The following is a 21,344-nucleotide window of genomic DNA, read 5'->3' as shown; positions in this document are numbered from 1 at the left end:
TTACACCGCCTTCAACATACTAGCGGTCGTTACGTAGTGCTCCAAACTGTCAAAGCAGTGAATAGTTTTATCTAGCATCAGCATTTTAAACAGCTCTTTGGGTTGCTCGTTCAAACCAACTACTGCCACTAACTTCCCTTTAGCAACCATACGCTTGTATAAAAATACGATGGCACCAATACCTGACGAGTCAATAAAATCGACATCTTTCAAGTCAATAACAATATCGGAAGATAATTCGGCGTAACTGGCTAGATCAGCTTTCATTGCTTTAACTGCATCAGCGTCTAAATCTTCGAATAACTTAATGACGACATCATTATTTAAGTTGTAAATTTCGTTCAGCATAAACACCTCGACTTATCGCGTTATACGACTTTGTTTGATTTAAATTTATTGTTCATATTTCCTTGTTTGTATGAGAGCAAACTTCGAACCAAAACAAATAAACTTTATTTTACAAACAGTTAGTAACAGAAGCCTTCTTTGGGCAATGTAGGTTTTTGCAAATACCTGCAACTTGAATTGCAGAATGCAAATCGCGAAAGTTCAAAGTTAGTAACTAGAAATTAGGAACTTGAGACTAGACAAGAAGTTCAAGAACAGTGGGCATTGAAAGCAGTATAAGAAAAAGGCCCAAGATTTTAGCGGCCTGTAGAATTCTATAATTGGGGAGTTAGGGGTGAAGTAAAATCAACTAAAGAGCTTGTAGTAACGGCGCCAGCAATTGTTTTAATTCACTGGCATTGTGCCTACCTAAGCTATCGCTTGAAACGGAAACGGGTTGAACCTTACCATGCATTTTTTGAGTTGTTGTTGAGACTTCTGCCATTCTTTGCTCAGGAATAAGAAAAATTACTTTGTGCCCAATACCTAGCGCTTCAAAGAACTGCATTTGGTTATCCAACTCGCCCTGCGCTATTTCAAATTCAGGCGCTACATTGGCAATAAAATAAAGGCGAATATTTGAGTTCGCATTGATGGCTTCAACGACACCTGCGACAAGCAAGCTTGGAACAACGCTTGTATAAAAGCTGCCAGGGCCAAGCAATAGCACATCAGTTTTCGCAATTGCAGCAAGTACTTCTTCACTGGCATTTACAGCAGGGCGCAGTGCCAAGTGTTCAATCCCTAATTGAGCTTTGTTATCAACTGCCAGCTCGCCGACAAGCTCTTCGCCACAATTCAAGTAGCCAACTAAATGGGTGGCCTGATCTGACATCGGCAGAATGTCGGCTTGAATCCCCAAGAATTCTCGCATCACCTTCACACTATCAGTCGGCCTCAAGCAGAGTGAGTCCACCGCGCTGCACATTAGGTTGCCCAAGCTGTGACCTGATAAGTCACCCGCATTGTCAAATCGGTACTCAAAAAGTAGTGATTTTATTGAGCTTGATTCACTGAGTTTAGACAAGCAGTATCGGATATCGCCCCATGCAATGCCTTCACTATGCTCACGTAAACGCCCCGTTGAGCCACCATTGTCTGTGGTACAGACTATGCCAGTGAGGTGACAATGTTCAAATGTGTTGACAACGCTGAGCAGGTGACCAAGGCCATGGCCACCGCCGATACAGGTAAGGTTAACTAAATCCATGTCATTAAATATAGATAATGTCCCAAAAGCTAAAGCCCGCTAATGCTAACTAACGTCAACTTAAAAAGGCATAGTGTTCAGAAACTGTCGTTAACTTTAATTTATGCGCTTGCAGGGATTGTTGTCAATTTAACTTACTGTTCTCCTTACTACCCGTATTACTGCCCTCTCCCTAACACCATAATCATCAGGGTTTTCACCATAATTTTAATATCCATGTATAGCCAGCGAGCCACTGACGTTAACGACATTGCATAGGCAAAGTCATACGCTATTTTTGAACGCACATCGGCAAGCGAAGTGTCATAGCCTTGATTTACTTGCGCTAACCCTGTTATGCCAGGAATAACACCATAAGTACGTTCTAGGTAAAATGGAATGTTCTCTTCCAGCTCTTTAGCAATTTCTGGACGCTCTGGACGCGGGCCAATAATTGACATATCACCGCGTAGCACGTTGATAAACTGCGGCAACTCATCCAAACGCACCTTGCGTAAAAATCGGCCAACAGGCGTCAAGCGGTTATCGTTAGCACTCGCCCAAACCGCACCTGTGCTTGCTTCGGCATCAACGCGCATGGTGCGAAACTTGATCATTTCAAAATGGTGGGTGCCCGATGTTGAAATCGCGCCAATACGTTCTTGGCGATAAAACACAGGCCCCTTGCTGGTTAACTTAATGGCTATGGCAATAACCACAAAAAATGGAGCACTTAACACTAAGCCAACGGCTGCGACGAATACATCAAATACGCGTTTTGCTTGACTAACTTCTGGGGTGATAAAAACTTGCTTGTTCATATACTACTCCTGAGTTTTTCGACTCTTACGAATTTTTACGAGCCTATTTTTACTAATCTATTGTTACTAACGAAAGTGACGACTGTTTACTCAACTTTTGACCATACTTTGGCTTGTAAACCTAGCATGTACTTAGTTGAACCGATTAATGCGACCCAATAACCGTTCACTAAATAACAAATCATTTTTATGATGCCGCTTGCTGGTACTTTCCGGCTGATATTAAGCAGGCCTACACCTAAATAAAGCATCAGTTGTCCCACAAGTGTTAACTGAAATAGCCATTGCCAATTTGTATTTAGCTCGGTGCTAGAGTCTGCAAACAAGCCTAAAACCCCCACCAGTAGCAAATTGCTTAGCAATATAAAAAGCAAGATAAAAGGCATCAGCGCTCTTAGCACTTTACCGGAAATAAAGTTCACGGCATTCCACCCGTATTTCGGGTTCATTAGCGACGCTAGCATCAACATTTGTTGAAAGTTACCCGCCGCAATACGTAAACGTCTTTGCATATCTTGCGCCAACTCAACTTGCTCAAGCTCAATCGCCGAAACGCGTGAATCATAAAGTACACGGTAACCTTGTTTAATTACCTGCATAGGGATTAAGAAATCATCGTTAATGGTATCGGCCGGAATATCTTCAAAACAGTCAGAGCGAATTGCATAAAACGCACCGTGCGCGCCAATAACACTCGCTACCGAGCTTTCACGCTCGCGCACTTGGCGCTGGTATTGCCAATACTTTTGCTCACCAATAGAGCCTTTATTGGCAAAACAATAACCGCCTGAAACTGCGCCTACGCTGGCATCTTGAAAATTGGCATCGAGCATTAATAAAGCGTTTACTGGCAGTAATGCTGAAACATCAGAAAACACGATATATTCATATTTAGCGCGTTTTACGCCGTCTTTAAGCACTGCCACCTTACCGCGGTTCACATCAAAGTTAATCACTTGGTAATCAAGCTCTTCTAAGCCTAATTCAGCTAACGCTTCCGTGGCTAAGCGATAGGTTTCATCGCGGCAACCATCACACAATAAAATCAGCTCAAAGCGATCGCTGGGGTAATCCAAACAGCCTAAATTCCTGACTTTATCTGCGATAAAGGCCGCTTCGTTATACGCTGGGATCACGATAGAAAAACGGCGCATACTTTTATCATCGCCACTTTGCACATAATGGCGAGTAGTAATTTCACGCAAAGGAGAGCGTTTATGCTTTGCCAATAGGCTAAGCAATACTGGGTAAAACACATGATGATAAATCACCAGAAATATCGCCAACACGAACAATGCTGCTAGCATCATGGTAAAAGTGAAATAGCTCATACTTTTCCCCTTAGGCTTGGTTGCGTTAACGCTACATATTGTTTGATCATGGATTTAATCGAGCGTTTTTGCTCGACAAACAAACGCGGTGATTTTTGTAACGGTTGGGTCAGTCGCTGTTTTAAAGCGTTTGCCAACTTTTGCACATTGTTTGGCTCAACAACTTTCCCCGTGCGTTCGCAAATAGCTTCTTTACAGCCGCCAACATTGGTGAGTACCACTGGCACATTGCACGCCTGGGCTTCAAGTGGCGCTAATGGCAAACCCTCATTACTCGACGACAGGCAAAACACATCTAACAATTGGTAAAAGCTGCGCATGTCATCTAAGTGACCGAGGAAAAACACACGATTGTCTAGTTTTAAACGCTTAACCTGCTGCTTTAGGGTTTGTTCTAAACTGCCAGAACCCGCAATTAACAAACCAACATCTTGTGGCAGTTGCGTCAGCGCATCGATTAATAAGTGATGCGACTTCACTGGCTCTAAGCGCGCCGCACAGCCAATAAATCTTAACTCACTAGGTAAATCTGCTTGCTCTTTCAGTAAAGATTTCGCCTTTGGACTTGGCTTAAAGTAATCGGTGTCAACGCCGTTAGTGATCACATAAGGTTTAGCCGCCGGCAATAAGGCTTTAACTTGCTGAGCGACAAACTCGGCATCCGCTACTAGTACTGGGCGCACTAGTTTCAAACATAGCTCTTGTAGGAACCTGCGCTTTTGTTGGTTTAAATGCCAGGCGTCGTGCTCGGTGTGAATTACGCAATCAATACCAAGCATGCGAGCGGCTAAACCACCGTAAATTAATGGTCCGATATGATGGGTGTGCACATACATGGGCTTGATCTCAGCAAACAGCTCTTTAATTTTGCCAACTAAGCTAGGACGCCAGCCCGGCTGTTTATTTAAAACATGAATAAACTTTCTTGAACCGTGGTATTTGCCTTTAATGCTTTGGCTATTACTGCGCTCTAACGCGATGATATGAACATCGTAAAATGGCGCAGCTGCACGTTGGAACTCCAAGGCAAAATTTTCAATGCCGCCAGGTTTGAGATGTTGCACCACATGCACGATCGTAGGCTTCATAATGACTCTCCTGCTTGTTGTTGCGAAACTTGTTTTCGAATATTTAAATTAGGAATTCGTGTGAGCACTGGCACGCGAGTTAATGCCTCGAGCTGTCTTTTAGCGCGAATAGAGGTATCTGCGAGTTCTGCAAAAAGTGCCATACCTGTGCCAAGTGCCAAACCACCAACTACGCCGGCCAGCAAAAATATGACGAGCGGGAAATTATTTGGAATCGACGGTTGATAAGGTTCATCAATGATTTTGATGCGCTCAGGTTGCTCAAAACGCCCTAGCGCGCCAGTAATTTTCGCTTTTTCAAAGCGCGACAATAAATCATCGTACAATGAGCGTTTAACCGCTAAATCTCGCTCTAGCTCTTGCAGTTGACGCTCCATATCACCAGTGCCAGCAATCGCCGATTGCAATTGTTGCGCTTGCTGTTCGATAGAAACCAGCTCTTCGCGAATTTGCTCAACTTTGCCGTCGGCTGACTGCAATTCTTTTAATTGAGACACCAATAACGGGTGCTGCTGATTGTCTAAATCACCTGCCTGCATCTGGCTAGCGACTTCCCACAAACGACTTAGCGCTTGCTCGTCTAGCTGGTATGACGCTTTACTTTGAATGGCACGCTCATCTTGCAGCTGTGCTAATTTGCGCAGTGCACGTTGCACCTTGCTGTGCTTATCAGTGTAACGCGAGCGCAGAATGGCCAACTCACCTTTGGTATCAACTATGCTCTGCTCTATTTCACTCATGACAGGGTCAACTTGTGCCAACCGTGTGCGAATAGTTTTCTTAGCGGCAATCGCCCCTGACAGGTCGATTTTGCGCTTTGCAATTAGCTCAATTAATTCCGCTAAGCGATTGCTATTACTGCCATATAAACGCGGTAAACTGTCAGCATGTTGTTGTTTAAACTCAGCTAGTCTCAACTCCGCGCTTTGCAGGTCGACTTTGGTAATTGCCAATTGTTCGTTTAAAAACGTTTCCGAAGCCGCGATTGCCGAGATTTCTGGCGCCAATAACTTCTCAAGAAAACGATGACGAATAGCCAGCAAGGTTGTGTCAATATTTTCTGGCTGCTGACTACGGTAAATTAACTTCACCAAGTCTTTACCTACTAGCTGAACACTTAACGAACTCGATACTCGCTTCACAAATTCCTCTTGTGCTAGCGGCGATGATTCATTCGTTAATTCGCCCAAGTCTTCACCAACTTTCAGCAACATATGACGACTGTGTAATAAGGTGTCGAGGGCCGTAATGCGATTTTCTAAATCGGTAGAAACCGATAAATCTTCCAAGAATGGGTTCATCTTGGCACTTTCCTGAACCAATATCGTCGTATGTGTTTGCCAATTGCGTGGCGTAATTAAACTGATGACAACAGCAAGTATCGGCATCACAATTAACGGCACGACAATTAGATAACGTCTACGCCATAATGCCGCCAAGATTAGGTGAATATTAACGATGACAGATGTGTTCATGTTACACCTCCACCTTTATCTGTAAGGTGTCATCAGCTAGCGATGGCTGAAAAGCGATGACAAGCTTTGTATTGCGCTGTGCTGCGATGGCTTGTAATGCTGCAACGCGTTTGTGAGTAAGCGATAGCTGCTGCCATAAAGAATTGGCTTTAGCTGGCGCAATACTGACAGTTAGCTGTTGCTTGCCATTTAAAAGCTGCATCAGTTTTAAGCGGTCAACCACATTCAACTCTGCGTCACGTAAGCCATAATCAAAGGTAATAAGCTCGCTCTTGCGCGCCGCTTGATCTGATGATTGCTCTGATGGTTGATTCGATTGCAATGCGCGCAGTGATTGAATGGCATGTAACATTTGATGATTCACTGCAGGCGCTTGGTTAGCTGTCGTTTTTTCTTCCTTTAGCGCATTGATTAATAAAGTAGATGCACAGCCCGATAGCCCCAATTGGGCACTCATTGCGATAGCGATTAAAGTCATTCTTTTTACTGCTTGCATCTTGCTAACCTTTAACTCCAATTTAACGAGGAAAAGCTATTTCCCCTGTGGTTAGCATTAGTATTTCAAGTTGCGTACCAAACAGACATAAAACCAACAAGCATTTGTTTTTATTAGTTTTAATAAGTTTTCAATAAGAATTCACGATTATTGTAAGAATTAAAAATCAAGTGCATTTTGCATTTTGCAATGCGTCTTCAATAAAAGCAGAATAGGAATAAAGCCTAAGCTGCTTACTTGTAGCCGAGTGAAATTTATCCAGCGTCAGCTAAAGGCTGTGGAAATGGATGTAGGTAAGAAGATTAGGTCTAAGCGCCAACAGTAGACCTAATCTTATGCTTAACAAAATAGCCGCGACGAGGCTGTGGTTTAGCGTATCAGTTAAAGAGTAATTAACCACTCATTGTTTTGTGATTGTTTTTGCCAGAACAAATCCGTCGGTATCGCGCCATTTTCCATCGGCCATACTTGGGCGATTAATTCACTTTGCGACTCACTTAACGATAAGGTGAACACTTGCGCTTGCCCGGTAATAAAGGTGCGCAATAAGCAGCTGTCATAGTTGACTTGCCAACTCGCTGGAGCACCTTCTTTTGCCTCTATCTGCTCAAAGTCGCTGCAAATGTTAACGTAATACTGCGTACTGCCAGCAGGGGCAGCAGCAATGGTAACATCAAGCTCAAAACTACCTGAAAAATCAAAATCAGGCGTACTCACTAGCTCCGCAGTTGTGTCCGCCGCTTCATTAGCAGCTTCTGCCTCAGTTTGCTCGTTACTAGCATCGCTACTGGTATTATTGTCGCTCGGTGTCGCTGGCGCAGGCGGCGTAGTTGCCGGAACTGGCGAGTTACTACTCTCGCCGCCTTCACCACCACCACCGCATGCCGTTAGCGCTGCTGAAAACAGAGCAGCTAACACCAGCTTGCCCAATTGATTTGGGACAAAGACTTGGTTTGTCATAAAAGCTTGATTAGGCTTAATCGATTGATTTGGCTTAGCTAAATAATTTTGTGTATTCATAATCTACCCCAATTTTTCTTTAATACGGTTCACCTGTATTGGTATTGATAAGTACAGGTCTTAGTAAGTGCAGGTATTTGTAAGCACTGCTATTGATACGCACCGTTATTTGTAGACATTTGCAGACTTGGCTTTGCTTTCTAGATACCAGTCACTCGATGATGCGCCACTGCTCGTTACGTAGTCTCTAAACATTGGATACGCCTCTAACAAGTCGACTTTTTCCAGCGGATGGCGCCAATTTTGTGAAGAGCCAGGGTTAATCGCCAATGCCCAAGGCAGGCCGGTTTCTGTTTGAAAAGTATGGCCCGTGGCAAGATCACTACGATCTGAGGCTAAGCCAAAGTAACCGGTATCCATTTTTGACGTTGGCATTTTGTTTTTCAGGTGAATTTCCATGCTGCGGCCTGGGTGATAAAACGAATCACCGTGATAGGTAGCAGGTTTAGCAAACACAAAGGGATTAAATGGCGCTTGCGGAAAGGTCGCATAGGCAATTGGCGTAATAAAAGGAACTTGCAAGCTGAACTTCATTTGCTCGCTATTGTTACAACCTGACTGCGTTTTGTAGAAACTACAGCCCGAGCGAGCGCTGAAATAATCACTCAGATTGTCAGATATCATTAGTACTAACGAATCCGTACCTGTTTCAACCAGTGATGTGGTTTGCGCAACACCGTTGATTTCAAAGCGCACTAGAGCTTGGTTTACGGTGCTTGGCGCGACATTATCAATTTGAATTGCAAAGCCATTCGCGTACGCCGCACCGTACGCCATCATTTCACCAGTTATCTCAAGTTGGTGCACTTCATTGGTGCCACTGACTAGCAACGACGAGTCTTGTTTAACCACAACATCGTTCATGTCGTAGTCACCCATTTCCGGCCAGTTGTCTTCAAAAGCAATGAAGTAAGTGTTGTGCTTAATTTGACTTAAGTTCGGATTCGTTACGTACACGCGGTAGTCTTCTACCTCTCCGTCGGTAACACCGCCGTAAGCGACAATTCCCGGCTCAACGCTCAAGCGAGCACGTGCCCATGTGTACCCTGGCACAGCCTCAAAAGGAGCCTCGACTATAAAGGTTTCGCTGCTGTCGTATAGATAGTGATCGGTAAGTAGCTTTTCGTTTTCGGCAAAGGTACCGTCTTGATCAAAATCGACCCAGATATTAACGTAGCCACCACCCGTGGCAGTCACTTGCAACAAGCCACTCATACCGCCAATTAGCGGTGTAATAAACACCACACCATCGTCGTCATTACTACCAGTGGCATCATCACTTGCTGGGTACAAGTGGGCATTGTGTTCGCCATCAACACGAGTGCCTAAAAAGTTGCCGCCAATGCTGTGACGAGCACCATTGCTAGCAAGCAAGGTGCGATAGCTATCTGGCGCATCACCGTAATCGACAGTCGGAGCAACTGAATCATCAACAATTGGTGCTGTTGCACAGCGCGCACCATCGTTGTTTGACGAGCTTGGACCATAAGCAAATAATTCTGCTTGAGGGGCAGCTGCATCAACATCAATAATAAAAACGTGACCATCACTGTTGCGGCTAATGTAAAAGTTTCCATCAACATCAAAGTAAACAGCGCCAAACGTGCCTGACTGCCCAACATTACCCAGTTGTTCACTGGTGCCAGAAACAACATCAATTTTGTGTAGTCTACCTTTGTTATCTACCGAATAAGCAAAAGAGTTGTCTGGATGAAAGGCTAAATCGAAAATGGTTAGCGACAGCGCGCTGGCACTCGCTACTTTCTCTGCGACTAAGTAATTAGCATCTTGTTCATCTAGTGGTACCTTGTACAAGCCACTACCTTTTTTATAGAAAAAGTAACTGTTTTCACTTAGTGCGACATCGCCAACATAAAAATTCCCGCCAGGGTTATTTGTTATATTGATTGGCGTTGCTTGGTATTCATCACCGATGCGCACTAAAGTGCCCCACTCATAGCCCCAGCCATAGATATAATTGTCGTGAAAGCTAAAACCGACTCCATTGATTTTGTTATTGGTGCCTAAATCATCAGACAACAACGAATACTGGCCAGTCACTAAGTTAACCCCATAAAGCTTGGCAACACTTTGCTGCACAAGAAACGCCTTTGACGGACAAGTTGCAAAGGCATCAGCCTTTGCAGGAGCACTCAATAAACCGGTACTCATGATTAATGTTCCCAGTATCAAACCATACTTTGACAAACTTGTTCTGAACATAGTTAACCCCTTCTACAATGTGTTACCACTACAGGAGCAAATTACATTCCAGATAACTTTATACTTATTATTCAGTAACTTAACTGTTTAACGAGAAGTTTTACAAAGCGCATGTCGCAATTTGCAATGCAAGACGAATAGCGTCTACAGTGCGATAAATACTTAAGGAATGGTTAGGCACACAAGGCTTTGCGATCGGAATGACATTTAGTAACTAAGCTAGGTTTAGCATTTGTCTTACTTAAGAGGAAAATCAAAGGTAACTTGACAAAGAACATCGCAAAAAACTTAGCGAAAAAAGTTAACAGATTGAAAAACAAAGACTAAACTCAGAGCTAATGTGAAAGCGAAATGGAGTCGTTTGATGAAAGGAGCTATTTTCTGTGGTTACAGCGAGTATATTGAACAAGCACACGGTCTGCTTACTTGGTTAGATATCGTTGATAGAAGTGAATTAGCACAATCCAGCAGCTTTATCGCGACAGATATTTATGAAGATAAAATATTTGTTGAACTGCTCACCATCAGTGCTGAGTTACTCAATGTTTCGCTTAGCGACATTCTTACCGAGTTTGGCGAGTTTTTGTTTCCTACCTTGCTAGGCAGCGCTAAACATCATATTGGTGAATGCACTAACGTATTTGAATTTCTTGATCACGTTGAAAACGTTATTCATATCGAAGTAAAAAAAGCCGATCCGCTCGCTTATACCCCCTCACTAATTCTCGATACGGTTTCCAACAGTGAACTGTTGATTAAGTACACCTCTCATCGCCAGGTTTGCTTTCTGGCTGAGGGCTTAATTTATGGCGCCGCCAAACATTTCAATCAAAAAGTAACCATCGAGCACTTAAGCTGCACGCATCAAGGAGACAAGCATTGCCTAATGAAAGTGACCACAGTGCAGCCAAGCTAGCCCAACTAACCAAACAAGTTTCACTGTTAGAAAAAGCCTTAAAAGACGAAAGAAGCGCCAAAAAAGCACTAGAGGCGAAACTTGATAACGTGGACCAGCACAGGTATGACTCATACCGAGAACTGATCAGTGCGCTTGAGCAAGCTAATAACCGTCAAGTACAGCTAAAGGTACTGTCAAATCTTGCCAACCATCATGCCAGTTCAGGCTCAACCGCAGAAATGTTAGTGAATTTCTTAAAGGAAATATCATTGCTACTCGAAGGGGCAACGGTACTCTTGTTCGACTATAAAAATCCAAAGCGTGCCATTGCCTATTTATTAGAGAAAGACAGCAATAAACTCGTCAAACCATATAGCAATAGAATAGATATCACTGCTTTACTTAATCAAGCTGCAAATTCTTCACAAACTAATGAAGAGCTAGAATCTACAGAAGCGGGTAGTAGCCATTGGCAAAGAATTGCTGAAAACTCTTCTTTAGAGCCAAGCTTGCACGACTTATTTCACCATGAAAACCAATTGGTTTTCAGTTACCAACGACTAAAACAACGTAAAAACGTGGTAGTTATCGACCTACCGCACTATTGCTACAGCAAAGAGGTAAAGCAAACGTTAGATACTGCCGGTCAGCAATTTGTTTCCGCAATACAAAAACGTGCAACAGAAGAGAAGCTCGCCAAGAACTATCAACGCTTACAACGTGCCGTTCATAAACTGAGTTCAGTGCAGCACCAACTGATCCACAGTGAAAAAATGGCTTCTATTGGCCAACTTGCAGCAGGTATCGCGCACGAGATAAATAACCCAATAGGTTACGTGAAAAGCAACCTATCGGTGCTGAGCGACTACATTACATTATTTAAAAAAGCGATTAACGAAGCGAGACCACATATTGCGGTAGACGATGAGTTAGACTTCGCAGAGCAAGACGTAGCAGAGCTCATTAGTTCATGTTTGGATGGTGTTGACCGCGTTGCCGAAATTGTCAGTAGCCTAAACTCATTTGCTCGCAAAGAAGACAGCACTAAAATCGCTAAGGTCTCTCTCAATCAAGTGCTACAAGAAAGCATTAAAATCACTTGGAACAATATCAAACACACGTGTGAAATGGTGGTTGAACTCGACCAGAATTTACCAGAGATCATGGGGCATAAAGGTGAGCTTCAACAGGTGTTTATTAACTTAATCGTCAATGCACTGCACGCTATAGAAGATAGCGGCAAAATTACCGTTCGCTCTTGGTTTCAAGATACGGTGAACGTCAGCGTCACTGACAATGGTTGCGGTATGGATAAAACGACCCAAAAGAAACTGTTTGAACCTTTTTACACAACAAAACCCGAAGGAAAAGGGACTGGGCTAGGCTTATCTGTATCCTATGCAATTATTGAACATCACAGAGGAAAAATAACAGTGCACTCGGAAATAGGCAAAGGGACGCGCTTTGAACTGAAATTCCCAATCGCTGAGCAGCAATCAGCACAAATGAATGCGCATGAGAACAAGGATCTAATGGCAAGTAGCTAGCACTTTATTCAAAGGCAATTGCAAAAGTTAAACCTTCAATAAAGAAAGACCGCCAATAAAATGAACAAGAATTAAGCTATTGAATGCTATCCACTAATTTTTTGTTATCACGCGGGTGACAATAAAAGTAAAAATGCTTATACTGCCCCCGCTTATTTCGGAGACTTTACTCTAAGTCACCAAGCAGAATAAAAAAATGGCCCTTTAGCTCAGTTGGTTAGAGCACCCGACTCATAATCGGTAGGTCCCCAGTTCAAGTCTGGGAGGGGCCACCATTTCCGTATATCAAACTGCACCATACAGTATCAAATTTTCATAAAATCAATAAATTAGTAATCTCATAGTCTACTTGCTGTATCATTCGATACCGTGACATCTCATAATTTTAGTAGTAGTTTAAGTAGTACTGAATCATGCAGGGCTGCAGGGTACTACTAAAATGGCTAGAAAAACTAACCCATTAACAAATACGGAAATAAAACAAGCAAAGCCTAAAGAGACTGCCTATAAACTGTCTGATGGTGAAGGGTTACAATTAAGAGTTCGCCCTAATGGCACAAAGACTTGGTTATTAGATTACTTCAGGCCTTACACCAAAAAACGCACATCAATTTGTTTAGGTAGTTACCCTGAAATTAGCTTAGCTAATGCTAGAAAACGTAAAGCAGCAGCTAGACAATTGCTCGCTCAAGATATCGACCCTAAGCACCATAGAGAAAAGACCCACAAACAAAAGCTTGAGCAACTAGAAAACACGTTTGGTCGTTATGCTGATAAATGGTTAGAGCTGAAGCTACATAATGTTAAAACAGAAACAGCCCAAAAAGGCTGGCAAACATTAGATAAACATATCCTCCCCCACCTTAAGCAAACACCAATAGATGAAATAAAGCCTAAGATAGTTATCGACATTCTTCGCCCTATTGAAGCTAAAGGGGCTTTAGAAACGGTTAAGAGGCTATGTAGGTATATTAATGAAATAATGCGTTTAGCAGTCGCTTCTGGCACGATTGAGTTAAATCCGCTTACTGACCTAACAAAATTATTTGCTACCCCGAACAAGGAAAACATGGCAACAATTAAACCGGAAAGATTGCCTGAGTTTATGACAGCCCTATATAACGCCAGTATAAAACGAGTAACACGATGTTTGGTTGAATGGCAATTACACACCATGACTCGCCCTATCGAAGCAGCTACAGCCAAGTGGGAAGATATAGACCTAGAAAACAAAGTCTGGGTTATCCCCGCAGAACGCATGAAGATGAAAAAGCCCCATACAATCCCTCTAACAGAGCAAACTTTAGAGTTACTAAATTTCTTAATTACTATTCGTGGAGCTAGTGATTATTTGTTTCCTGGTCATCGAAATCCAAGAGACCATATCAATAGTCAAAGCGCCAATATGGCAATTAAGCGTATGGGCTTTGCTGGTGAGCTTGTTTCTCATGGTTTAAGAGCTTTGGCAAGCACTACTTTAAACGAACAGAGCTTTGATCCTGATGTGATAGAGGCGGCCTTGGCTCATATAGATAAGAACGAAGTCAGAAGAGCGTATAACCGAGCAGAGTATATAGAGCGTAGGCGAGCAATGATGATTTGGTGGTCTAATCATATAGAGAATGCGAAGAGAGGCTCATATACGCCAGCAATGAACCAAAAAGGTTTAGCAATAGTAAACAGTTAGTCAAAGGAATGAAAAATGCTGGAGCGTAGTGATATGGGAAAAATAAAGGACATTGATGATTTACCTAAGTGGTTTAAATTAGAAAACTACAAATACATTAATCAACTTTCAGCTAACGAAATAAAAGATCAGTTAGTTTATAGGGAAGACATACATTACCAGTTACGGTTTATCGATTTAGATAAATTTTATGGTTCTAAAGTTTTAATTGAAGAAAGGGGAGAAATACTATTTTCTGATTACATTCTTAATCAACGTTGGAAGCAGATAAAAACAGGCCAAGTAATAATAGACAAATTTTGTTATCCAATAACCCTACCAGAAAGTGAATCTATGGCAGGCTATGCAAAGAAGTTAACTTTACCCTCGTCACTATTTATTAGAGGGGTATCAAATAGCTATGTTCAACACTATATATCTCGATTGCTCGAAGCTGGCCTTGTTAAAACAAGTGATGACGGATTATCCTTTCCTGTAACAAGCTATTGTGGCGATATTGATCTTAGTAATAAGGATTTACTCTTCACACAGTCAGGCTCTATTAACATAAACATAGACTTATACAACGCTACAGATAAAGTAATAATACAAGAAATTAAAAAAATGCTCCCTTTATGGAGAAAGTCTTTAGATATTGAAGAGCCGAAAAATAACTACTTTTCGAGAAGGCTAGACTATGACAAAGTCCCCTCTTACAAAATAATTCCGTTACTAGACCTATTAATGTGGGCCCAAATAGAACAGAAAAAAATCCCACTGAGAGTATTAACAAGTGTCCTTTTTCCAAAAGGAGAGAAAGGAGAAACAGAATTGAAACAGACTATACTCCCTATGGCTCGCAGATTTATTAGTTCAAATTACTTTCATATTAGTTAGTAGAATTTTATGAATGCAAAACATCTACGTTTAATTTACTAAAGTTTATATATATTTTTTCTAACGTTTTTATACGTAGTTTATGTCATGTCAAACAACAGCAAGAGGTTTCACATGACAACAAGCAATAACGAAAATTTAAGAATTATACGCATTAGCGAAGTAGCTACTAAAAGAGGTGTATCAAGAACTACTTTATATCGCCAAATTAAAGATGGTTTATTGACTAAACCAGTTAATTTAGGAGCTCATAGCATTGGTTGGCCTGAGCATGAAGTAGATAAGTTAAACGGTGCTTTAATAGCTGGCGCAACAAGTGAGCAATTAAAAGAGCTAGTGCAAAGTTTAACAGAACAACGTCAACAGTTGATGTGTGCTTAAGGGGGCGTTCATGAGAAATGACAAGGCCGCCAACGACAACGGCACTCACCATATCAAGGTCATTAACGATGTTAGTTCAGCTAGCCAACGAGCGCAAATACTAGATTATTTGCAGCGCAACGGCTCGGCAACAACATTAGACATACGTAACGAATTACATATTTTGTCACCAGCGCCAAGAGTATTAGAGCTACGGGAGCGAGGACACAATATTAATACGGTTTGGGTTAACTGTGCGACTCCTGATGGCAAAAAACACCGAATAGCCAAGTACGTGCTTAGTTCGAGCAAGCCATTTGACGATGCGGCCTAATAGGAGGCCGCCAGATGGCAAAGAGAAGCAAAAGCAGGCGCTTTGCTGCCATACCTCATAGTGTGCTGGTAAGCGCAGATTACAGAGCGCTAAGCAATATTGCTAAGTCCTTGCTAATAGAATTGGTGTTTCAGTACAACGGTAAAAATAACGGTGACTTAACCCTTGCTTGGACGGTACTAAAGCAACGAGGGTTTAACTCCGAATCAACAATTAACCGAGGCAAAGTTAGCTTAATTGAAAGGCGTATTGTTACCGAGGTTCGTAAAGGCATTGCTAAAAAAGGCGTAAGGTTATGTTCGCTTTATGCTCTTAACTGGTTGTCGCTCGATGAAGTTTTTTATGATGATGGTACACCAAAACACCAGCTTAAAGGCACAAATGCGCCGCTAAGATCCTATTGGGATAAACACAACATAAGCGGAGATTGAATTTTCTCGGCTTTCAAAATGGGAGCCGAAACGCGCTGACGGCTTTCAAAACGAGAGCCGAAAATATTTAGCCCTATCCTGACGGCTTTCAAAACGAGAGCCGTCAGAGCTGTTTTGACTAGTCTACGGCTTTCAAAATGAAAGTCCTTATATATATATGCCATATAGTACCTGCTATAAAAAAATGGCTATTTGATAAATCGACGCTCAAAAAGGAGAAACAAAAGTGTCAGTTGAATCAGTACTTGATAATAATGAAACTAAAATTTACGAATCAATAGAGCGAATCGAATTTGCTTCCAAGCAGTTCAATAAGCTAATCGGTGAATTAACAGCATATTCAGCTGCTGAACTAGAGCCCATAGTACAGCAAATGTTGACAGTCGAAAGTGCAGGCAAAGAGTTAGATCAAATACTATCAAAAGTTTTTGAAGTGAAAACTGAAAGCGGAAGAAACGAGCCAATCAATCATGAAAAAGGGAGCGCGTAATATGGAAGTTAATAACAGTGATTTTATAGATGCGATAGATAACTTAGACCTGCACAAGAACCGAATCAAAGCACTGGTAAACTCTTTATCATTTGATGACAACCACGGAGGTATGCTGGTTGAGGATATGTCAGCTATTCTTGGCATCATTTACGAAAGCACATTGCAAATAGAGAGCTCCAGTGAGCGGCTGAGTAAAGCTCTCAAAGTTAAATAACCCAAGGTCACATTAGTGACCTTTTTATCCCCTCTAAGCTAACTCGCTTTCCCTAGCTATTTCAAAAAGTCAGAACTGACTACTGTATTAGTCAGCACCGACTAAACCTCACAAAACTAGACATTCAAAAAGCTGTGACACAAGTCAAACGCCATCGAAACTCGATATTAGCTTAGCGAAATATTGGTCGTTCTCCACAACGGAGTTTATGCACCCGTGGTAAAAAATTACAGGGTGTAAAATTTTTACAGGCTTTAGAAAAACCACAGGTTTTTTTAAGTACGATACGCTGAGCAATACCGTAAATCTGTTATCACAATGGGGAGTTTTCGGAGCCCATAAAAAAGGGCTGACTGTAAGCTATAAATTAGTTTTGCGAGTCCATAAAAAAGACTAATTGAGCTAGCATATTGCTAAGCACTTATGAATTAAATCACTAATTTATCAAAAGGTAGTGCCATGGCTTATTGGGGAGGGGGCAGTAAATGTCTACAGACAATCTTATCAGTACCGCCGCCCTAGCCTATTACACACGGCCGCAACTCTAGAACTTTTTTTAGCGTAGGTAACGCTGGCCACATGAAATTGATGTGCTTATAGGGAGGGGGTAGCTAAATCTCTAGGATGATTTATTGCAGTACCGCCGCCCTAGGGAAATTTCTCCACCCGCGAAATTAGAAAATTCATGGTAGCGAATTAAATCATCTTTGATGTAATGGCACTTAGTTATGATTACGATGTAATCAAGCTATAACCATATTTGGTTATTAATACTGGATTATTGTCCGTACAGAAAAGAGCATATGACTTTTTACTTTAGAAGTACAAGAAGTAGTACTATGGCGCACCTAGAAATTATTAACGCTATACATTCAAAGACTTAACTATCCGTTTCAAGTCTGGGAGGGCCACCATTTAAATAGCCTCCCCTGAAAATTGTGCATCAATGAATAAATTGTTCGTTTTAGCCATTTTACACTGACCACTAAAGCAAAAATTGCTCACCCAATGGGACTAATCTTAGAAATACAGCTTATTCTTTCGTTGATATTAAATACTGAAATTTTCCTACCTTCACGCTTTACCTCTTGCTATTCATCGAAATAATTTTTGTTAACTTTATAACAATCAGGGTTATGAGAGCTAATCTCTCGATGTATTTTTAATACCAATTGAAATAAAGGATTCGTAATTCAGCGAAAGTTAAAAGGATTAGCGGCAAGGCATTGATTGCAGAAAATGGTTGCCCCCTAGTCAAAGTCAATAACGCCGCACATAGGACTTTAAAACTCGCCCTTGGGAGTGAGTCATTCATATTTCCTTATATTATCAAAAGTTTACAACTGGGCTAATGGTAGATAGTATTGATTCCAATATGCTATCAGCAACATTGATAGTACATAAAACTTATTTTAGTAAACTAACTACAAGGATGTCTTCAATGAAAAAAGTTCATTACTTTTTACTAAACTTTATTTTATTTTTTATGTTAACTGGCTGTGGCGGAGGGGGGACAGACAATTCGAATCCAAATGCTTTTTTGTCACTATCTAAAAATGAAGTTAACTTTGACGCTACGTTTATGGTATCCCCAAGCCTTATTAGTGAACGAGTTAGCGGTAATGTCAGCAATTTTAAAGAAGGCACATTATATTTAAGTGCTGTGCTCAGTGATAAGGGAGTAGTCAATGCACAAGCCACAAAGTTGAGTGTTGGTAATAACTCAGGTTCGCTAGAAATTGTTCCAGGAAGCCACTCTGAACTTGGACCTGGCCTACATACTGATACAATTGAAATTCGCGCCTGCAACGACCAGCAATGCAATTCTCACATTGCCGGGAGCCCAGCCTTTATCAATGTAAAATATAATATAGCGACTCCACCATCTCGCTTTATTAAATTATCTCAAGACTCATTAATCATTGATGAAATGCTAAATTCAGAAACGTCTCCTGCGTTACTTACTCTGTTTACAAGTTTGGAGCCTACAAATATTCGTATTAAGTCAGACTTCACAGATGGAACGTTAAAGCATGCTAAACTAGCTAATAGAGTTCATAGTGAAAGCCATACAGCCATAGACTTCGGATTAATGTTAAGCGAGAATTCAAACCTCCCACCAGGTGAGCACTCAGGTACAATAGATGTAATCGCCGAGTTAAATGGACATGATTTAACACTAAGTGTTCCTACTAAAATTCTAATATCCCCTAAACTTCTACAAGTGTCCCAGCAAAGTGTAGCACTGACTAAATTTAAATCATCAGGGAAATTGACACAAGAGCTCAGCATATACGAAATAACAGGTAGTGAATCATTTAGCTGGAAAGCAAAAACAAATGTAGATTGGTTACAAATAACAAAATCAGATAATTCAGAAAATTCTCTTAAAATCGAAGCTCAGCCTGATAACCTGAAAACAGGCACGATGCATTATGCAAAGGTAAGTATTTCATCAGATGACGATAGAATAAATAACGTTCAAATAGTAAATGTAGGTTTATGGGTTAGTGATAGTGAGCAACCTGAAATTTCCATGCATGGTGATTATACATATACAACTTCATTAAACAGTGATCCATTGAGGCCATTCTTATATTTTACAAAAGAAAAGAGTGGAGAACTCCAAATTGAAGCGATCAATTATTACACAGGCTCTATTGCCGCAACAATTGAGGTTGATGGTATTAGAAGAGGTATTGATGATATTGCAATATCTCCATCTGGTGAATATTTGTACATCCTTCATGTATCAGAGACTTCAGATGGCTCTATCGGTGAGCACATTAGTGTAGTAAACCTATTCACTAATCAAGTTATCAGTAAGTGGTATAATATAAGTTTAAACTGGGACATTGCTAAAATCATTAGCCCGCTAGGAAAAGACACATTGTTTAGTGAGAACTATAGCAGTTCTACAGATGAATTATTGGCATATGACTCCTTTGACGGTACAAACTTAGGGTATTTTGAAAACTTAACAAAGTTCAACGTTAAGTTTGATAGAAAAGATAGTAACTATTGCTATAGTTCGAATGACTTTTCAGGGGAAATTACTGAAAATAATAATTTAACATGCGGTATTGTTAGGTATAGTAAATTACAAAATACTTTGGGATTTGATGACACCAAAAGTACACGAAGCAGTGAGCTTGTTGGAAATGATGTTCAACATTTTAGTGTTCATCCTAACGGGAAATTAGTAGCTGTTAAAAATGGAAATAGCATTTCACTTGTTGATACTGTGTCAGGTGAAATACTAAGTCAATTCGAACCACCAATCATATCAAACATATCTAACACAAACCTATATTGGTCAGAGGATAGCCACCTACTATCATTGAAATACGATAATGAAGATAAAAAATTATTTAAATTTTCCATTGACGGTATGACTACCCAACTTAACTTAAACCAATATGATGACTTAATTGGCGAGGACCTTAGAGAAGCCGTTTATTCTGCTGACGGGCTTTCAATGGTACTTTTATTCAATAGTAATAAGTTTGCAACAATACAGATTAGATTATGAGAGTGCTAACCTATAATGCACTATGCGTAATTTTTGCCCATTTTATTTGGCTGAATAAGTTTTAAACCTACTTTCATGCAGAGTTATATTGAAGCATCGAGTTAGAGCAAACTGCGTTTGCTCTTTCTCTTATCGAACTGAAAAAGCGCAGGACTATCTTTTGGCATTGGTAAAGTATGCCTTTCACCGTTTTAATACAACCATCACTATATTTATTCTGTTTTCACTCACCTGTTTCGATATTGACTGAAACATCATAAGTAATTTTGATTGATTGTTCCTTGTGTAGTGCAAACACGCCGCTCATAGCTTATATAGTCATTCCAACGATTACCATCAGCGACTAGCCGAGCTTTTTCTAACAAGGAGTCTTTAGTGAAGCTTTGTTTAAGTCGCGGGAGTTCACGCCACACAGTTACGCTAGCTCAACCAATTTACTGAAATTGACGAATACACCGACATGTCCCTATGCATCTGCTCGTTGCGCTGCAAGCTTGGGATTCTCACCGTAACCACCTTGTTCTAGGTGCTCCCTCTCAATATTTGTGAAAAAGTATTTAGTAATGAAACCTTAAGCAGTAGCTTAATTAGGTTCACTTTCATCAAAGTAACAGTTCTTGTGATTAGCTATGCTAGTGGCTTTGTTTTAAAGTCTCTAGACGTAAAAAAAACACTGTCGTCAGACAAGGGCTTTCTTAATAAATGCCTAGTAATGACCTACTTTATTCTAGGCATCCTGCTTACCACCTTTCGGATCGCGCAAGGTAGTTCTACAACGCTATTGTCACTTAGGTTTTTTAAGTATCCTATACGAAAAAGCCCCTGTCATAAGACAGGGGCTTTTCTTAATTAAGTGCCTAGCGATGACCTACTCTCACATGGGACCTCCCACACTACCATCGGCGCAGTTGCATTTCACTTCTGAGTTCGGCATGGGGTCAG

General features: G+C 41.1%; 19 protein-coding genes, 1 tRNA gene and 1 rRNA gene. 11 read left to right on the top strand and 10 right to left on the bottom strand.

Annotated features, from left to right (window positions below; all coding sequences use genetic code 11):
• From ACSLUR_RS15480 to ACSLUR_RS15440, 9 genes are all read right to left on the bottom strand, one after another.
• Nucleotides 1-348, bottom strand: a complete 348-nt coding sequence (locus ACSLUR_RS15480) for an STAS domain-containing protein (RefSeq protein ID WP_116017224.1) — start codon at nt 346-348, stop codon at nt 1-3.
• Between the two features lie 349 nt (nt 349-697).
• Nucleotides 698-1,597 (bottom strand): gluconeogenesis factor YvcK family protein, encoded by a 900-nt coding sequence (locus ACSLUR_RS15475; protein WP_448556048.1) that lies wholly within the window; start codon nt 1,595-1,597, stop codon nt 698-700.
• Nucleotides 1,598-1,755: 158 nt separating this feature from the next.
• Nucleotides 1,756-2,397, bottom strand: a complete 642-nt coding sequence (locus ACSLUR_RS15470; protein WP_448556046.1) for a sugar transferase — start codon at nt 2,395-2,397, stop codon at nt 1,756-1,758.
• A gap of 86 nt (nt 2,398-2,483) precedes the next feature.
• Nucleotides 2,484-3,728, bottom strand: a complete 1,245-nt coding sequence (locus ACSLUR_RS15465; protein ID WP_448556044.1) for a glycosyltransferase family 2 protein — start codon at nt 3,726-3,728, stop codon at nt 2,484-2,486.
• Complete coding sequence (locus tag ACSLUR_RS15460) at nt 3,725-4,816, bottom strand: glycosyltransferase (RefSeq protein WP_448556042.1); 1,092 nt, start codon at nt 4,814-4,816, stop codon at nt 3,725-3,727. The genes ACSLUR_RS15465 and ACSLUR_RS15460 overlap by 4 nt, the downstream gene beginning before the upstream one ends.
• Nucleotides 4,813-6,291, bottom strand: coding sequence for a GumC family protein (locus tag ACSLUR_RS15455; RefSeq protein WP_448556040.1), 1,479 nt, complete (start codon nt 6,289-6,291; stop codon nt 4,813-4,815). Before ACSLUR_RS15455 ends, ACSLUR_RS15460 begins: the two co-directional genes overlap by 4 nt.
• Nucleotide 6,292: 1 nt before the next feature.
• Nucleotides 6,293-6,769 (bottom strand): hypothetical protein, encoded by a 477-nt coding sequence (locus tag ACSLUR_RS15450; RefSeq protein ID WP_448556038.1) that lies wholly within the window; start codon nt 6,767-6,769, stop codon nt 6,293-6,295.
• A gap of 399 nt (nt 6,770-7,168) precedes the next feature.
• The gene (locus ACSLUR_RS15445) at nt 7,169-7,807 is read right to left on the bottom strand and encodes a hypothetical protein (protein WP_448556036.1); all 639 of its coding nucleotides are present in this window, start codon (nt 7,805-7,807) and stop codon (nt 7,169-7,171) included.
• A gap of 105 nt (nt 7,808-7,912) precedes the next feature.
• Complete coding sequence (locus tag ACSLUR_RS15440; protein ID WP_448556034.1) at nt 7,913-9,979, bottom strand: LruC domain-containing protein; 2,067 nt, start codon at nt 9,977-9,979, stop codon at nt 7,913-7,915.
• A gap of 415 nt (nt 9,980-10,394) precedes the next feature.
• On the opposite strand from ACSLUR_RS15440, the gene ACSLUR_RS15435 reads away from it, so the two are divergent.
• The 11 genes from ACSLUR_RS15435 to ACSLUR_RS15385 all read left to right on the top strand — a co-directional run bounded on the left by ACSLUR_RS15435 (nt 10,395) and on the right by ACSLUR_RS15385 (nt 20,402).
• Nucleotides 10,395-10,946 carry a heme NO-binding domain-containing protein gene (locus ACSLUR_RS15435; RefSeq protein ID WP_448556032.1) on the top strand — a complete coding sequence of 184 codons (552 nt, stop codon included), beginning with the start codon at nt 10,395-10,397 and terminating at the stop codon, nt 10,944-10,946.
• A complete protein-coding gene (locus tag ACSLUR_RS15430) occupies nt 10,910-12,475 on the top strand; it encodes a sensor histidine kinase (protein WP_448556030.1) in 1,566 nt (521 codons plus the stop codon). Before ACSLUR_RS15435 ends, ACSLUR_RS15430 begins: the two co-directional genes overlap by 37 nt.
• A 198-nt stretch (nt 12,476-12,673) precedes the next feature.
• Nucleotides 12,674-12,750 (top strand) — tRNA-Ile (locus tag ACSLUR_RS15425).
• 164 nt (nt 12,751-12,914) lie between these two features.
• Nucleotides 12,915-14,162, top strand: a complete 1,248-nt coding sequence (locus ACSLUR_RS15420; protein ID WP_448556028.1) for an integrase domain-containing protein — start codon at nt 12,915-12,917, stop codon at nt 14,160-14,162.
• Between the two features lie 15 nt (nt 14,163-14,177).
• Entirely contained in the window at nt 14,178-15,038 is an 861-nt protein-coding gene (locus tag ACSLUR_RS15415) for a DUF6387 family protein (RefSeq protein ID WP_448556026.1), read from the top strand.
• Nucleotides 15,039-15,152: 114 nt separating this feature from the next.
• Complete coding sequence (locus tag ACSLUR_RS15410; protein WP_448556024.1) at nt 15,153-15,419, top strand: helix-turn-helix transcriptional regulator; 267 nt, start codon at nt 15,153-15,155, stop codon at nt 15,417-15,419.
• Between the two features lie 10 nt (nt 15,420-15,429).
• Entirely contained in the window at nt 15,430-15,732 is a 303-nt protein-coding gene (locus tag ACSLUR_RS15405; protein WP_448556022.1) for a helix-turn-helix domain-containing protein, read from the top strand.
• Between the two features lie 14 nt (nt 15,733-15,746).
• Nucleotides 15,747-16,163, top strand: a complete 417-nt coding sequence (locus ACSLUR_RS15400; protein ID WP_448556020.1) for a hypothetical protein — start codon at nt 15,747-15,749, stop codon at nt 16,161-16,163.
• Nucleotides 16,164-16,389: 226 nt separating this feature from the next.
• Nucleotides 16,390-16,653 (top strand): hypothetical protein, encoded by a 264-nt coding sequence (locus ACSLUR_RS15395; RefSeq protein WP_448556018.1) that lies wholly within the window; start codon nt 16,390-16,392, stop codon nt 16,651-16,653.
• Nucleotide 16,654: 1 nt separating this feature from the next.
• Nucleotides 16,655-16,870, top strand: coding sequence for a hypothetical protein (locus ACSLUR_RS15390; RefSeq protein WP_448556016.1), 216 nt, complete (start codon nt 16,655-16,657; stop codon nt 16,868-16,870).
• A 1,441-nt stretch (nt 16,871-18,311) separates the two neighbouring features.
• Nucleotides 18,312-20,402: a YncE family protein gene (locus tag ACSLUR_RS15385; protein WP_448556014.1), complete on the top strand. Its 2,091-nt coding sequence runs from the start codon at nt 18,312-18,314 to the stop codon at nt 20,400-20,402.
• 855 nt (nt 20,403-21,257) lie between these two features.
• Here the strand turns inward: ACSLUR_RS15385 and rrf are convergent.
• Nucleotides 21,258-21,344, bottom strand: a 5S ribosomal RNA gene (gene rrf / locus ACSLUR_RS15380); the annotation flags it as partial.

The sequence above is a fragment of the Thalassotalea montiporae genome, assembly GCF_053485855.1.
This window is presented reverse-complemented; position numbering and strand designations above follow the sequence as displayed.

Bases quoted from the DNA above. Each gene is read 5' to 3' on its own strand.
- ACSLUR_RS15400 (WP_448556020.1), top strand. From the start codon at position 15,747: ATGGCAAAGAGAAGCAAAAGCAGGCGCTTTGCTGCCATACCTCATAGT.
- ACSLUR_RS15455 (WP_448556040.1), bottom strand. From the start codon at position 6,291: ATGAACACATCTGTCATCGTTAATATTCACCTAATCTTGGCGGCATTA.
- ACSLUR_RS15435 (WP_448556032.1), top strand. From the start codon at position 10,395: ATGAAAGGAGCTATTTTCTGTGGTTACAGCGAGTATATTGAACAAGCA.
- ACSLUR_RS15410 (WP_448556024.1), top strand. From the start codon at position 15,153: ATGACAACAAGCAATAACGAAAATTTAAGAATTATACGCATTAGCGAA.
- ACSLUR_RS15460 (WP_448556042.1), bottom strand. From the start codon at position 4,816: ATGAAGCCTACGATCGTGCATGTGGTGCAACATCTCAAACCTGGCGGC.
- ACSLUR_RS15445 (WP_448556036.1), bottom strand. From the start codon at position 7,807: ATGAATACACAAAATTATTTAGCTAAGCCAAATCAATCGATTAAGCCT.
- ACSLUR_RS15405 (WP_448556022.1), top strand. From the start codon at position 15,430: ATGAGAAATGACAAGGCCGCCAACGACAACGGCACTCACCATATCAAG.
- ACSLUR_RS15390 (WP_448556016.1), top strand. From the start codon at position 16,655: ATGGAAGTTAATAACAGTGATTTTATAGATGCGATAGATAACTTAGAC.
- ACSLUR_RS15470 (WP_448556046.1), bottom strand. From the start codon at position 2,397: ATGAACAAGCAAGTTTTTATCACCCCAGAAGTTAGTCAAGCAAAACGC.
- ACSLUR_RS15465 (WP_448556044.1), bottom strand. From the start codon at position 3,728: ATGAGCTATTTCACTTTTACCATGATGCTAGCAGCATTGTTCGTGTTG.
- ACSLUR_RS15480 (WP_116017224.1), bottom strand. From the start codon at position 348: ATGCTGAACGAAATTTACAACTTAAATAATGATGTCGTCATTAAGTTA.
- ACSLUR_RS15385 (WP_448556014.1), top strand. From the start codon at position 18,312: ATGAAAAAAGTTCATTACTTTTTACTAAACTTTATTTTATTTTTTATG.
- ACSLUR_RS15415 (WP_448556026.1), top strand. From the start codon at position 14,178: ATGCTGGAGCGTAGTGATATGGGAAAAATAAAGGACATTGATGATTTA.
- ACSLUR_RS15420 (WP_448556028.1), top strand. From the start codon at position 12,915: ATGGCTAGAAAAACTAACCCATTAACAAATACGGAAATAAAACAAGCA.
- ACSLUR_RS15475 (WP_448556048.1), bottom strand. From the start codon at position 1,597: ATGGATTTAGTTAACCTTACCTGTATCGGCGGTGGCCATGGCCTTGGT.
- ACSLUR_RS15440 (WP_448556034.1), bottom strand. From the start codon at position 9,979: ATGAGTACCGGTTTATTGAGTGCTCCTGCAAAGGCTGATGCCTTTGCA.
- ACSLUR_RS15450 (WP_448556038.1), bottom strand. From the start codon at position 6,769: ATGACTTTAATCGCTATCGCAATGAGTGCCCAATTGGGGCTATCGGGC.